Below are 14542 nucleotides of genomic sequence, written 5' to 3'. Positions count from 1 at the left end.
CCCTCCCACTGATCACTTCTCAATTAAACAACACCATAGGCCAGCATAGCCTTCGCCACCTTGGTGAACCCGGCTATATTCGCTCCCATCACATAGTCACCTGTCCGACCATACGCTTCAGCAGCATCAAGACAGGATCTATGAATACTTTTCATAATCAGCAGCAGACGGTTATCCACCTCCTCACGACTCCAGGAAAGCTTCAAGCTGTTTTGGCTCATCTCCAGGCCGGAGGTGGACACACCACCGGCATTGGCCGCCTTGCTTGGGCCGTACAGCAGATTGTTTTCCCGATAGATGCGGACTGCATCAGGAGTAGACGGCATATTTGCGCCTTCGGTGACACAGAAGCAACCGTTCTGCACCAGGGCCCGGGCATGCTCGCCGTTAATTTCGTTCTGGGTTGCACACGGCATAGCAACATCCACCTTAATGCCCTGATCCCGAATCACATCCCAGACGTTTTTGCCCTCTATACAGGTAACATTGTTACTGTATGTGCTCGCGTACTCACTTACCCGACCACGGCGAACGTTCTTCAACTCCTGCAGATACAGTAACCTGTCAGCATCTATGCCCTGCTCATCAATAACCGTTGCGCTCGAGTCACAAATTGAGATAACCCGGCCCCCCATTTGATTGATCTTTTCAATGGCATACTGGGCAACGTTACCGGCACCGCTCACGGCAAACACCTTGCCTTTGAGATCAAGCCCGCGGGTGGCCAGCATTTCAGCAGCAAAGTAAACAGCACCGTAGCCGGTGGATTCCGGTCGTATCAAACTGCCGCCGTACTCCAACCCCTTGCCTGTAAAAACCCCGGTGTGGTCATTGCGAATCTTCTTGTAATAACCAAACATATAACCGACCTCACGGCTGCCGACACCGATATCTCCGGCCGGCACATCCGTCTCCGGTCCTATATGCCGAAACATCTCTGCCATAAATGACTGGCAAAAACGCATGATCTCACTGTCCGATCTTCCCTTGGGATCAAAGTCCGAACCACCTTTTCCACCCCCCATGGGGAGTGTTGTCAGAGCATTTTTAAAAATCTGCTCAAAACCAAGAAACTTGATGATGGAAAGATTGACCGACGGATGAAATCGAATGCCCCCTTTAAACGGCCCGATAGCGTTATTAAACTGGACGCGAAAGCCACGGTTGACAAAGATCTGCCCCTTATCATCCATCCAGGGGACACGGAACATAATCGTGCGTTCCGGTTCGACAATTCTTTCATAGATATTGGCTTTAACAAACTCCGGATGCCGTTCAGCAGTTGGTTCCAGGGTTTCCAAAACCTCGGTCACAGCCTGATGAAATTCCGGTTCACCTGGATCCACTCGTTTAACCTTGTCGATAACATCTGTAATAATTGACATGTATCCGCCTCCTTGTTGCGAATTAACGGGTTCTGCGCCGGGTATCCCGGTCTTCCTTTTCCAGGGAATTATCACGGCCTTCTTTATAATAAGATGACGGACCTTTCACAACTGCACCATGTCTATTTTTGACGAAAAAGCAGTACCCGTCACTTCCATTGACCTGAACACCACGACCATCAATATGATTAAAAACCTTCAACACACCAGGAATTCATCGATTCAGTGAGACGCAAAAAAATCCACTTTAATAACCCCTCGACAAAAAACAACATAATCAAAGAAAGAACTCTGAAATCAGCACATTGTTAAGAAAAATGTGGTGAAGAGACAGACGGTCTCTCTGTATGGGAACAACTGTTGCCAAGGTTGATGGACCCAGCCTTTACTCGATGTCTGTATAGTGCGACAGCGTAAAAATATCTTCTGCCATAAAGACGGAAAAGATGCTCTTCTGAGAGCATACTCGACTTTGATTGCCCGGGCAGGCTGCAGCACTGACAAAGGGGGAATAATGTTTATAGATAAGCCGGAGACCGCTTTCATGGCAGCGCATGGATGTATTACCCTTTCTGGACAAATGACGATAAAATTCTTGACGTTAATTGACGAAAATAATGTAATATTAGGTGAACAGACTCTGTCGTTTTGACGATCATTTCTCAAAGAGATACCCTATGCCGCTGACTATTTATATCACAAAAGATTTTGATCAGATGAGCCAGGTTGCCGCTCAAGTTGCTGAGCTCAAAATCAGACATATGCAGACAAATGCAAAAACCATAAACCTGGGGTTAGCCACCGGCAATTCACCCACCGGCTTGTACAAGCACCTGGCAAAAGCTTTCAACAGCAAACGCCTTGATGCCGAGCGGGTACGAAGTTTTAATCTGGATGAGTACGTTGGTTTACCCGGTGAAAACGCCCAGCAAAGAGCTTTGCACAGTAAGTCCTACAGTTATTTTATGATCTCAGAGCTGTTTGGACTGCTGCAGCAGAAATTTATTGAGACCTATGTGCCCTACGGTTCGTTAATCGAACAGGCCCAACTGGAAAAAGAACTCATAGCTCATCCGGAATACTATACAATGCGCGGTAACAGCCGTGGACAGGCCATTGAAATCAATACCGATGCAGCAGGGTTGTTGCGTGAGATCAAACAGAACGTCTTAGATGCCTATGTCCGTACAATAGAAGAGGCCGGAGGAATAGATCTGCAAGTTATCGGAGTGGGCGGACTTGGCCATGTGGCTTTTCATGAAAGCGGCATCCCCTTTGACAGCTCTCCGGTCATACTGGTTAAACTCGATGACGATACCATCAAAAATGCCGTGACCGATGGAAGCTTTGCCTCTGAGTCAGCCAGCCCTCATTATGCCATTTCAATGAGCACTGAGTTTGTCTTTAAAGCTAAGACAGTTCTCCTCCTGGCCAATGGCCCTCGAAAAACCTCACCAATAGCCAGGTCGCTACTCGACAGCGTTACCTGTGACGTTCCGTTAAGCTACAGCCAGCAGTACGCTGCCGCCGGCGGAGAAATGATCTACGTTCTTGACGAACCTGCAGCCCTTGAGGTGTTGATGGCCCGGGACGCTCTCCTGGACAAAGGACACACACTTGTGGATCTGCGAGATAAATCCTATGCAAAAGTTGAACAGATCATGTTTTCCAGAAATCCTCAGACTTGTATTTTAGGATAAACCCTGTACACCTCTCCACCTTGATTTCACCAAAGCGTCGTGTTTTCTTCAGATGAATTCTCAGAAGGAAGTCTACGGCCTCCACATACCAACGACCCCATGGCTGTCCATTCAGGGGCTGCCCATGGGGTATTCGATGGCTTTTTTCATCCCCTGCACCAACTTGATCAGCAGGAAGACGGCAATCTCTTTTTAGCCCGTCCTTAAAGGCTCACCAGACGAATGCAGTACCGACGTACCAGGGGTGAATGAATCCCACTGGCCAGCCTGTTCCACAACACTATCAGCTGACAGTGCGTGCAGCTCACGGCAATGACAAGGGTTATGCTGGGCACAAAATCCTGAGAAAAACTGTGATCACGGGCTGGATTTTGGCACGCGACCGCGTTATGCTGGTGCAGATACAGGCCAGCATCTTGTACACAACCGTCCTTCATGTGTTCCACTCAGGCAAAGGAGGCTCCATGTACATCATTCATCCCATTGTCATGGGAACCAAAATTGTTGATAAAGGCATGATGACCTATCAGCATGACTACGGTAAACCCTGCACCATTCCTCTCTACAGTTGGTATATTGCCGGCGGTGATGCGAATATTCTGGTGGATACCGGAGAAATGCATCCGGTTGTTTCTGAAGCGCGGGAACAGGCCATCGGCGGCAGGATCTACACCTTTGAGGATGGACTGGCCAAGTTTGGGCTCACTCCGGAAGATATAGACATCGTCCTGCACACCCATCTGCACAACGACCACTGTGAAAACGACTACAAATGCATTCATGCCAAAATATATGTTCACAAGAAAGAACTGGAGCGCATCCATGATCCCCATCCTTTGGATTTTCGCTATCTGGTCGATTATATTGAGGAGGTGGAGGAGAATGGCCAGATTATCGCCCTGTCTGAAGATACGGAAATCCAGCCCGGCATCACTATGATCCATACACCGGCGCATACAGAAGGCGGCATGTCCATCCGTGTGGAAACGAGCCAAGGAAGCGTGTTGATCTGCGGGTTCTGCACCATTCTTGAAAATCTCTACCCGCCCAAGGCTGTGACGGCCATGGAAATGGAGGTCATTCCCCCGGGCACCCATGTCAACAGTTATGAGGCCTATGCAACCCTGGTGCGGGCCAAAACCCTGGCTGACCATATCCTGCCTTTGCATGAACCACGCTGGGCAGCCATGGAAAGCGTGCCTGCATAATGCTGGTTATTCGATGCGCGGATTGTCGGCGTAAACTTTGGCGCTACCGCAAAATCGGTCCCGGAGAGGTGTTACGGTGTCATCGTGATCGCATAGAAAAGATCTGGCACCTGGATGAGCGCACGGGAAAGGTCTGGTGTCAATGCGGCAACACCATAGGCATTGACAAGGGGACCTTTATCAAAATGAACAAGAACGCCTTCACCTATTCAGGGACCAAGATCAACAGGTAACAACTAAAACATCCCTGACATCATGGCAGGATTTCCTGGTCTTGCCTGTACTGCAAAATGGGCAAAACAACCGACCTGCCCGCTGCCTTCCTGACCAATGAAACTCTGCTTTCCCATCAGGATGCAAGGGCATCAATCCTGGCTGTGGCTCCTGCCTGACTATCCCGGAACACGACAACTGAAAAAACCTCCACAAGAAGAAACAGGCCGCCCTTAAAATGCTGTCCAGCTTTACTTGACAAAAAATTATTTCCAAGCAAGATAGAAGGACTCAACACCATGGACAACTTCATGAACAACGATTTCACTGATACGACAAAGTTTTTTTGCCACCGCCTGCCTGATGCAAGGTCAGGGAAGTGTCCTCTGTTGCCTATCTTTTTTGTGACCGGTTTTACCTGACGTAGAAATAGTGCTGTGGGGCAGGTTGTCTCACTTGTTTCTACGGAAAGGGCCTTCTCCTGTATCAAATAAGCCTCAAATTCTCCGTGGAGACACGGCAGACATCCACAGCAAGATCTCGCCATGACCAGCGAGATTTTTTGTTTTAAGGCTGTTTTCTTGTCTCAACCCCAAACCAAGGAGAAAAAAATGAACCGTCTTCACATCCTGAGCCTGAGCCTGCTCTTCTGCTGCCTGACCATGGGCACAGCCCCGGCAACCACTTTAAAAGATTTCCAGGGCCAAAAAGGAACTGTCAATATTGCCGGCGGCACAGCACATATTCCGGTCATGAAGGCTGCGGCACGCAGCATCATGAGTGCTGAGCCCGACATACGCATTACCGTCACTGGTGGCGGCTCTGGAGTCGGTGTCCAGCAAGTGGGTGAAGGCCTGGTGGACATCGGTAACACCGGGCGCGCCTTAAAGGAGTCGGAAATTGAAAAATACGGTCTGCAGAGCTTTCCCTTTGCCATTGACGGGGTAGCCGTGGCCATCCACCCTGCAAACCCCGTTAGTGGTCTGACCCAGGAACAACTCATCAAAATCTTTACCGGTGAAATCACCCGCTGGCAGGACCTGGGCGGACCTGATGCACCCATTACCCTGTATGTCCGTGAAGACGGCAGCGGCACCCGGGAAACCTTTGAAGAACGCGGCCTGAATAAAGCCGTCCCCAGCACCAACAGTAATGTCTCCAACTCCAATGGCGCCATGAAGACCATGATTGCCCAGGATAAAAACGCCATCGGTTACGTGGGTATTGGTCACCTGGACTCCAGTATCAAGGCCCTGCCTGTTGACGGTATGCAGCCGACCCAGGAAAATGCCCAGAACGGCAGTTATATCATTACCCGTCTTTTATACATGAACACCAAGGGTGAGCCTCAAGGTCTGGTGCGCCTGTTTATTGACTATATCTACTCTAAAGACGGCCAGGGCTTTATTGCTGCTGCAGGGTATATTCCCAAGAGCAAAGACTGACCATGACCAGCTCCCAAAAGACCGAGAGCTTTTTCTGGGCCAAAACCTATGTCCATCTTGCCGCCGGCCTGGTTATCAGCAGCATTTTCCTGCTCTTGGTCATGATTTTTATCTTTGCCGGCCCTGCTCTTTTCGATCAGGGCCATCGGAGTATTTTCACCTGGCAGTGGAATCCCTACCAGGGACAATTCGGCATTCTGCCCATGCTCATGGGTTCAATGATTCTGTCCGTCAGTGCTCTTCTCTTGGCACTGCCCCTGGCCATCTCTTTATGTTCTCTGCTGCTCACTGCCCCAAGGCGACTGAGCGCAAGGCTGATCCACATGGTTATCCGTTTCATGACCGCCATCCCCACCGTGGTTTATGCCTTTGCGGGTGTATTACTTTTAACGCCCCTGGTACGTTTTAGCTTTGGAGGCAGCGGCTTAAGCTGGCTGACCGCCACTTTCGTGCTGGTATTATTGATTCTACCGACCATGGTTTTGGTCCTGAACTCCGGTCTTAAACCCAAACTGGACGATCTGTGTCCCCAGGGCCTGGCCATGGGCCTGGACAGGTTGGATCTGCTCTGGTTCTTTGTCTTTCCGCATACAAAAAAGACCTTCCTGGCCGCAGGGCTGCTGGGTTTTGGCCGGGCTGTGGGTGACACCTTGATTCCTCTGATGCTTGCCGGTAACGCGCCTCAGGTACCCATGGACCTTGGCCAGAGTTTACGCACCTTAAGTGCGCACATGGCCCTGGTCACAGCCAATGAGGTGGGCGGGGCAGCCTATTCCTCTTTATTTATGGCTGGTGCGCTTCTTTTAGGCATCAGTGCCCTGGTCAGCCTTATCTCCAGGGCACTGGTTACAAGTTAATCTTAAAATACGAAAGAAGATGCTGATTAAATCCTGGCCTGAACCCTGTGATTCCACTCACGCGGGTCACAAAAATGACAACAACCTTATAGAGTCATCCTCGTATGTTGGGTTTTAGGGTACGAGTAGGCACATTTACTCTGATCAGCATTTCTCTAAATTTTCATCGATGAAACGACCTCTTATCTTTCATGTTTTTCGCTCAAGCATGGGCCTGTCAGCAGCTCTGGTACTGGGATGTGTTGGTACGTTATTTTTTTTCCTCCTCTTGAAGGGCCTGCCCACCTGGGGAACAGAACTATTCTTTGGTGACACAGCGCCCATGGACGCCATAATGGGGAAAGCACCGGTATGGGAAGGGATCTGGCCGGCTTTCATGGGCACCCTCTGCCTCATGACCGTCACCATGGGTCTGGTGCTTTTACCCGGTATTGGTTGTGGAATTTTTCTGGCTGAATATGCCACTCCCCTGTGGAAAAAACGAGTAAACACCGCCATTGATCTTCTGGCTGGAGCGCCATCCATTGTCATGGGACTCTTTGGCTTTACCCTTATTTTATTTCTGCGGCGGGCCTTCTTCCCTGAGGCCAACACCTGCCTGTTCCTGGCTGCAGGCTGTTTGAGTCTTCTGGTCACCCCGGTTTTGGTGGTCAATACCAGAGAAGCCCTGGAAGCTGTACCCTCCTCCATAAAATTAGCCGCCACCAGCCTTGGCCTGTCCAAAAATCAAATCATTTTCTGTCTTGCTGTACCCATGGCAGTGCGGGGCATTGTCAGTGGGTCTATTCTGGCCATGGGGCGTTGTGCTGAAGACACCGCTGTGATCATGCTCACAGGAGCTGTGGCCAATGCCGGGCTGCCCTCCAGTTTGTGGGCCAAGTTCGAAGCCCTGCCCTTTACCATCTACTACACCATGGCCCATTATCAGAGTCAGGAAGAACTCAACCTGGCCTTTGGTGCTGCCCTGCTCTTACTTTTCCTGGCCACAGCCATGGTCGCCCTGGCCAAGCTACTGGAAGTGGGGCATAAACTTTTCTGGCAAGGAGAAAGACCATCAGTACTGCAATAAGTATGGATAAGGTATCGGTCTATTTTTTTGGACACCAGGTTCTTCAGGAAATTACCGCTGCTTTTCAACGTCACAACATCAGCGTGCTCATTGGGAGGTCCGGGTCCGGCAAAACCACTTTGCTGCGCACCATCAACAGACTCAATGAAGAGTTTGCAGGCTGTGTCACCAGGGGACAGATTTTTCTCAATACAGGGCAGGAACACCTTGCTGTGTATCCCCAGGATGACAGGAAAAACACAGGCATCCCCCAACCTGCACCACTCAAACTGACCAGCCTGCGCCAGCGCGTGGGCATGCTCTTCCAAACGCCCAATATCTTTCCTGTCAGTGTGTACAAAAACATAGCCCTGCCTTTAACTCTGGTGAGTCAAGCTGCCAAAACAGAGATTCAGGAGCGGGTCTATCAGGCCTTGCAGCTCGTGGGCCTGTGGGCAGAAGTCCGCGACGGCCTGCATAAACCGGCCCAGCGACTTTCCGGCGGCCAGCAGCAACGCCTGTGTCTGGCCCGGGCCCTGGCCTTGCGCCCGGACATTCTTTTACTTGATGAACCCACAGCTTCTCTGGATGTGCACGCCAGTCGCTACATTGAGGATTTACTGACCACTTTGGCGGAGCAGTATACCATTGTCATGGTTTCCCACAGTCTGACTCAGGCGCGCCGCGTCGGACACACGATCATGATCTGTTCTCAGGGGAGAATCACCCATCACCTGGATAGAGATGAGCAGCTTTCAACTGCAGAGCTGGAAGTCCTGGTCTAGCTCCGCAACAAAAAGAACCATCACAACCCGGAGACACCTGCCAGGGCAAATAAATCCACCTCCAGTCAGGAGCTTAAGGAGAAAGTCATTCTTTTCTGGAGCTTTTTTCTTTTGAAAAAGCGTTACAAACAGATATGCAAAGAACAGAGGAGAACAGCAACTATCTGTAATGAGACCTGGTTGAGCCAGGAAAACGGGGAGCAGACTGTGAAACATCGGATAATTTGACCTCGAAAAATTTCCACATGCAAAGTCCAAAGTCGGTGTGGACCTGTCGGTGATAACAGGATAAAGATAGGGCTGGTTTTGAAGCAAATGGATGTCTGACACGACTCAGCCGACAGACAGATACGAAAGTTACCGGGACGATACCCTGACTTGCCACCTGTTGGAAGTTCCGGTGGAAGCGAAAAAAAATGGCAGCAAAGATCCTATGACAGCAATAAAGGTATGTCTGCTATGGCTGGTATGGTGCGCGGTACACAGCCTGCTGATAACCGTGCGGGCTCAACAGTGGATTGCTGAAAAAGGCGGCATGTGGCAGGGTTTTTATCGCCTGGGCTATGTCTGCTTTGCCACCGTCAGCCTGCTCCTTCTGTTCGGGTGCACAGCCTCACTGCCCCAGCATCGCATACCGCTTCCGCCATGGGGAACAGGTGTGCAGGTGGTGCTGCTCGTCTATGCGGGTATGCTGTTCATCAGTGGGGCCAAGGCCTATGACCTGCAGACCTTTCTGGGTCTTCGTCAATGGTACGACGCACGAGCCGGCCGAACAGGTCAGCCGCCGTCCTTTTTAAAAACCGGCGTGCTACAGCATGTCCGGCACCCCTGGTACAGCGGTGCCATGGCCCTGTTATGGGGTGTTCCCGGCCTGACCGACCTGGGCCTGCTGATTCGCGTCATCCTGACAGGCTATGTGCTGATCGGTACTTTTCTTGAAGAACGCAAGTTACACCTCAAGCATGGAGCAGCGTATCAAGCATACTGCAAAGAGGTGCCCATGCTCATTCCGTGGCGTATCTTCCAGAAAAAATAAGTTGACTCAGCTGATCAGAAGGTGGTGATCATTCCGAAGGTCAGGGCGTGCGCCCCGCCGTCGGTGAACCTGCCGGAGATGTCGGAAAGATTGCCGTCGGTAACCGCATCAATGGATCTTGCCCTGGTCCGATAATACATATACGATACCCCATATTCGAACCGGGGTGAGGGACGGAAACGGATACCAGCGGAATAGACCAGTGCATCGGCATCCGGCAGTTCAAAACCCAGGGTGGCGGAAGGGACAGGCGTGCGCTCGTAAGAGACTCCAAGCGTGGTTGTCCACCGCTCATTCCATGCATAAGTCAACCCCAGACGATAGGCGTCTGCATCATCCCAGTCTTTCTGCAGAACACCATCAAAAACAGCATAGGGTGTACCTGTCACAGCCGGGTGAAACAAAAAATAAAGGTCATCAAACGAGGACCAGAATGTTCTCTCCCACCCGACCTCCACGGTCAGGCTGTCCCAGGTATAGGCTGTGGCAAGGCTGAAGACTGCCGGCAGGTTGATTGCCACATCGCCCCTTCCTGAGTACGGCGCAACCATACCGGCAGAGGTTGTCATCTCCGTCGCTCCGTCCAGATTCAATGCTATCCTGGATCGGTATGTTGCCGCCATGGTCCATTCACTGACCGGACGGACGGACAGGGCAAGGTTGTATCCCAAGGCTGTATCTGTTCCCTTTGAAGATCGCTCCATACCAAAGGGAAGCCCTCCTCCTGCAACCTCATTTTTAACCTGCCCCCGTCCATGCACAAACCGCACCCCACCGCCAACACTCAACCAGTCGGTGAGGGCAACGGCAAAGGTCGGGTTTGCCTCAACAGTGAGCAGAGAAAACTCTTTGGCAAATGTCTGGGGGTACATCTGGTCCCACTGTTTGGACAACCCATAGGGATATGTCAGTGAAAAACCGAAACGCAGTCTGTCAAATGTTTCCGTTACAACATGCACAAGGGGCAGGTAGAACAACTCGCCATCAGAAGTACCGTTCAACGTGCTAAAGCGAGTGTCTGTGTAGGTGATCTTCGGTAAGTGCAAGAGGGTCAGGGAGGTCTCCAGCTGCCACTGATCCGGGATAAAACTCATGTTGGCCGGGTTATAGTAGCTTGCATCAGCACCGCGTGTTGATGCCACCTGAGCTCCGGATATTCCCACGGCACCAAGAGATTGGTTGGCTATACGAAAACCGGAGGCATGGGCGGTTTCCAGCAGCAGGACGGCAAGGGCCATGGAAAAGAGCAAAAATCTGCGCAACTGCATGTGAACCGAACTGGTAAAAAACAACATACTGCTAGCATCTCCCGGTTGCTTCAAAGAATACCGCTGCCATTACAGATCAGCACTCTGGGCGGACTCACGGGCCGCACGACTGAGGAAAAGATGGTTCACAAAACCTGCTGATAACAGGCCACCTTCTGCACATTGCGCAAACATGCAACCGATTACACATCTGCAAGACACTCACAGCAAACAACTCAGGCTCCGCCCAGGTACGCCTTGCGAACCTGAGGATTTGACAGCAGATCCTGCGCCTCACCGTGCAGGATAATCCGGCCGACCTCAAGGACATAACCGCGATGGGCGAGATGCAGGGCTGCCTTGGCATTCTGTTCCACCAGCACGACGGTGACACCGGCAGCATTGATTGTCCTGATGGTGTCAAAAATAGCCCGCACGAGAAGCGGTGCCAGTCCAAGACTTGGCTCATCCAGCAGCAGCAGCTTGGGATTACTCATCAAGGCTCGGCCGATGGCCAGCATCTGCTGCTCCCCTCCACTGAGGGTCCCTGCCAGTTGCTTCTGTCTTTCAGCAAGCCGCGGGAAGAGATCGTAGATCCACTCCCGGGTCTGCGCTATTTTCTCCTTGTCGCGAGTAATAAACGCTCCAAGATTGATGTTCTCCTCAACCGTCAGGGTCCCGAACACACGCCGTCCTTCGGGTGCCTGACTGATACCTGCATGCACGATCTGGTGTGCAGGAAGCTCGTGTAAAGCACGCCCATCAAAAATAATCTCACCGCCGGATGGCCTCACAAGGCCGCTGATACTGAGCAGAGTGGTGGATTTACCGGCACCGTTGGCGCCCAAAAGAGTGACGATTTCACCGGCAGCAACATGCAGGCTTATTTGATGCAGAACCTCTACGTTGCCATACCGGACGTGCAGATCGCGTATATCAAGCAGCATCAGTCTTTACTGTCATCGTTATCAGTGCCCAGATACGCAGCAATGACCCGTGGGTCACGCTGGATCTCTTCGGGTGTACCTTCAGCAATCTTGCTTCCATACTCAATGACAACCAGTCGATCACAGGCCTTCATCACCAGTTTCATATCATGCTCAATAAGAAGAATTGTCAGGCCCCGGGCACGCAGACGGACAATCAGCGCGATGAGCTGCTGCGTCTCCTGTTCGTTCATCCCGCCGGCCGGCTCATCAAGGATGAGCAACTTCGGTGAAGTGGCCAGGGCCCGTGCAATCTCCAGAAGACGCTGGTTCCCGTAGGACAGGTTTTTTGCCAGCTGCTGCCCGCTCTCCTGCAGGCCGACAAATGCCAGTTCGGCCAGGGCTCTGTTCAACTGCTCTCTCTCTTCCCGCCGCTGGCCCGGAGTATGCAACAGAGAACCGAAAATACCGGTACGCATCCGGCAGTGGCAGCCTGCAAGGACGTTCTCAATAACCGACATATTCTGGAACAGCCGAATGGTCTGAAAAGTACGGGCAATGCCCAACTGGACAATACGATGCGGTGCCAGACCGTTAAGAAATCTCTCCTCCAGGATAACCGATCCCTCATCCGGTCGATAGTTCCCGGTGATGAGGTTAAAAACCGTGGTCTTACCAGCGCCGTTCGGCCCGATCAGGCCAACGACCTGTCCCTCGGCAACGGTGAACGACACGTTGTTCACCGCCGTCAGACCACCAAAACGCCTGGTGATGCGATCAAGGACAAGCAGATTCACGGATTTTCCCCCACCCTGTCCAGACGGTACACCCGTGGTTGAGGCGGCAGGATACCCTGGGTGCGATAGATCATCATGAACATCATCGCGAGTCCGTAAAACAGCATACGGGCCGTGGAGAGATCCCGGAACACCTCAGGCAGACCGATCACCAGAAAAGCGCCGAGAATCACACCGGCGATATTCCCCGCACCACCGAGAATGACGATCATGAACAGAAGAACCGACTCCCAGAAGCTGAACGATTCAGGGGAGATAATTGTCATCTTCGAGGCAAAGATCGTTCCGGCCATACCGGCCCAGCCGGCGCCCAGGGCAAAGGCCGCCAACTTATAGGCAGCAGTGTTGATACCGCTGCCCTCAGCGGCAACATCATCTTCACGAAGATAGTTCAGGGCCCGGCCAAAACGAGAATTTTCCAGCAGAGTGAAAAGAACAACAGTTATTCCGACAAACAGCCAGATGAAATAGTAGAAATGCTGAGGCTGCCTGAGCTTGAAGCCGAACAGCTCCGGTCTGCTGATACCGAAGATCCCGTTTGCACCACCGGTAATGCCGAACACGTCATTGATCAGGGCAATACGCACAATCTCCACCATTCCAATGGTAACGATGAGCAGATAATCACCGCGCAGATGGATGATCGGCCGCGCCACAATCACGGCAAACAGCGCTGCCGCCAAGCCGCTCAGCGGTAATGTCCACAGCACGGGCACACCGTACTGCGTATTGAGAATAGCGGTGGTGTAGGCACCTATGGCGTAAAAGGCGGCATGTCCCATGTTGAACATCCCTGCATGCCCGAGAATGATGTTCAGACTCAGGCCGAGGATCGTATACAGGCCGATGCTGTTGAGCACATCCAGCCAGTAATGGTCAAGAACCAGCGGTGCGGCCAGAATGAGGGCGGAAAAAAGAACAACAGGGACAGAGCCGGGGACTTTCATATCTTTTCCGCCACTCGTTCACCGAGCAACCCGGTGGGACGGACAATGAGGATGAGAATCAGGACGAAAAAGGCGATCGCATCCTTCCAGGCCATGGAGATGTACGCTGAGCTCAGCGACTCGATCACGCCGAGGAGCAGGCCGCCCAGCATGGCACCCGGAATGTTCCCGATTCCACCGAGAATGGCCGCTGTGAAGGCCTTGAGACCATAAATCCAGCCCATGGTGAAGTTGATCTGCCCATAATAGATCCCCACCATCATACCGGCAGCACCGCCCAGAGCCGGCCCGATGCAAAAGACAATCATGATCACCCGATTGACATCAATACCCATCAGGCGGGCGGCATCCTGATCAATGGCCGTCGCACGAATGGCCGTACCGATACGTGTTTTCTGAACGAACAGGTACAGGGCGACCATCATCAGAATCGAGGAGAGCAGGATAAGGATGCGCATGAGCGGAATAGGCATGCCCAGGATAAGTATCGGCGTGTTGGGCAACAGATCTTGCGGATAGACGTAGTACTTGGCGCCGTAGATGAGCATGATTGCGTTCTGGAAGAAGATCGATGCACCCAGCGCCGATACCACCGCAGACAGACGATGTGATTCACGCAGGGGGCGGTAGGCGATGCGCTCCAACAGAATACCGATGATGCTCACCAACCCCATGACCATCAATGCCAGCAGGCCGACTCCGAGAAAACCGCTGAGATAATCGGTCAGGGCAAGGGAGGTGAGCAGGGTCAACCCCAGATAGGCGCCGATGGTAAACAGATCGCCGTGGGCAAAGTTGATCAGTCTCAGCACACCGTAAACCATGGTATATCCCAGCGCAATAAGCGCATAGATGCCACCTACGGCCAGACCATTGGTCAGTTGCTGAAAAAATTGCTCCATCGGCTCTTAAACAGTATGCCGGGACAGTGCCGTCCCGGCATGGAAA

14 protein-coding genes are annotated in these 14542 nt (G+C 52.0%); 8 read left to right on the top strand and 6 right to left on the bottom strand.

Annotation, left to right across the window (positions count from 1 at the left end):
• Positions 1–23 precede the first annotated feature (23 nt).
• Positions 24–1385, bottom strand: a complete 1362-nt coding sequence (gene gdhA, locus HP555_RS05255) for an NADP-specific glutamate dehydrogenase (protein ID WP_199264134.1) — start codon at positions 1383–1385, stop codon at positions 24–26.
• A gap of 677 nt (positions 1386–2062) precedes the next feature.
• Between gdhA and HP555_RS05250 the strand changes: the two genes are divergently transcribed.
• The 8 genes from HP555_RS05250 to HP555_RS05215 all read left to right on the top strand — a co-directional run bounded on the left by HP555_RS05250 (position 2063) and on the right by HP555_RS05215 (position 9677).
• Positions 2063–3085, top strand: coding sequence for a sugar phosphate isomerase family (locus tag HP555_RS05250; RefSeq protein ID WP_199264133.1), 1023 nt, complete (start codon positions 2063–2065; stop codon positions 3083–3085).
• Positions 3086–3549: 464 nt separating this feature from the next.
• A complete protein-coding gene (locus HP555_RS05245) occupies positions 3550–4293 on the top strand; it encodes an N-acyl homoserine lactonase family protein (RefSeq protein WP_199264132.1) in 744 nt (247 codons plus the stop codon).
• Positions 4293–4526, top strand: a complete 234-nt coding sequence (locus HP555_RS05240; RefSeq protein WP_199264131.1) for a hypothetical protein — start codon at positions 4293–4295, stop codon at positions 4524–4526. The genes HP555_RS05245 and HP555_RS05240 overlap by 1 nt, the downstream gene beginning before the upstream one ends.
• Positions 4527–5117: 591 nt before the next feature.
• Complete coding sequence (locus tag HP555_RS05235) at positions 5118–5951, top strand: phosphate ABC transporter substrate-binding protein (RefSeq protein ID WP_199264130.1); 834 nt, start codon at positions 5118–5120, stop codon at positions 5949–5951.
• 2 nt (positions 5952–5953) lie between these two features.
• On the top strand, positions 5954–6808 hold the full coding sequence (locus HP555_RS05230; RefSeq protein WP_199264129.1) for a PstC family ABC transporter permease: 855 nt from the start codon (positions 5954–5956) through the stop codon (positions 6806–6808).
• Between the two features lie 169 nt (positions 6809–6977).
• A complete protein-coding gene (locus HP555_RS05225) occupies positions 6978–7877 on the top strand; it encodes a PstA family ABC transporter permease (RefSeq protein WP_199264128.1) in 900 nt (299 codons plus the stop codon).
• Between the two features lie 2 nt (positions 7878–7879).
• Entirely contained in the window at positions 7880–8641 is a 762-nt protein-coding gene (locus tag HP555_RS05220; RefSeq protein WP_199264127.1) for a phosphate ABC transporter ATP-binding protein, read from the top strand.
• Positions 8642–9074: 433 nt separating this feature from the next.
• Entirely contained in the window at positions 9075–9677 is a 603-nt protein-coding gene (locus HP555_RS05215; protein WP_199264126.1) for a methyltransferase family protein, read from the top strand.
• A 14-nt stretch (positions 9678–9691) separates the two neighbouring features.
• Here the strand turns inward: HP555_RS05215 and HP555_RS05210 are convergent, their stop codons facing one another.
• The 5 genes from HP555_RS05210 to HP555_RS05190 form a co-directional block, all read right to left on the bottom strand.
• Positions 9692–10972, bottom strand: a complete 1281-nt coding sequence (locus HP555_RS05210; RefSeq protein ID WP_199264125.1) for an OmpP1/FadL family transporter — start codon at positions 10970–10972, stop codon at positions 9692–9694.
• A gap of 188 nt (positions 10973–11160) precedes the next feature.
• Positions 11161–11871 (bottom strand): ABC transporter ATP-binding protein, encoded by a 711-nt coding sequence (locus HP555_RS05205; protein WP_199264124.1) that lies wholly within the window; start codon positions 11869–11871, stop codon positions 11161–11163.
• On the bottom strand, positions 11871–12647 hold the full coding sequence (locus tag HP555_RS05200) for an ABC transporter ATP-binding protein (RefSeq protein ID WP_199264123.1): 777 nt from the start codon (positions 12645–12647) through the stop codon (positions 11871–11873). The genes HP555_RS05205 and HP555_RS05200 overlap by 1 nt, the downstream gene beginning before the upstream one ends.
• Positions 12644–13594 (bottom strand): branched-chain amino acid ABC transporter permease, encoded by a 951-nt coding sequence (locus HP555_RS05195; protein WP_199264122.1) that lies wholly within the window; start codon positions 13592–13594, stop codon positions 12644–12646. Before HP555_RS05195 ends, HP555_RS05200 begins: the two co-directional genes overlap by 4 nt.
• The gene (locus HP555_RS05190) at positions 13591–14496 is read right to left on the bottom strand and encodes a branched-chain amino acid ABC transporter permease (protein WP_199264121.1); all 906 of its coding nucleotides are present in this window, start codon (positions 14494–14496) and stop codon (positions 13591–13593) included. The genes HP555_RS05195 and HP555_RS05190 overlap by 4 nt, the downstream gene beginning before the upstream one ends.
• Positions 14497–14542: the final 46 nt, after the last annotated feature.

This window comes from Desulfobulbus oligotrophicus, assembly GCF_016446285.1.
Classification (GTDB): Bacteria; Desulfobacterota; Desulfobulbia; order Desulfobulbales; family Desulfobulbaceae; genus Desulfobulbus; species Desulfobulbus oligotrophicus.
Note: the sequence above shows the minus strand (reverse complement) of the source record. Positions and strands in the feature narration are given on the sequence as shown.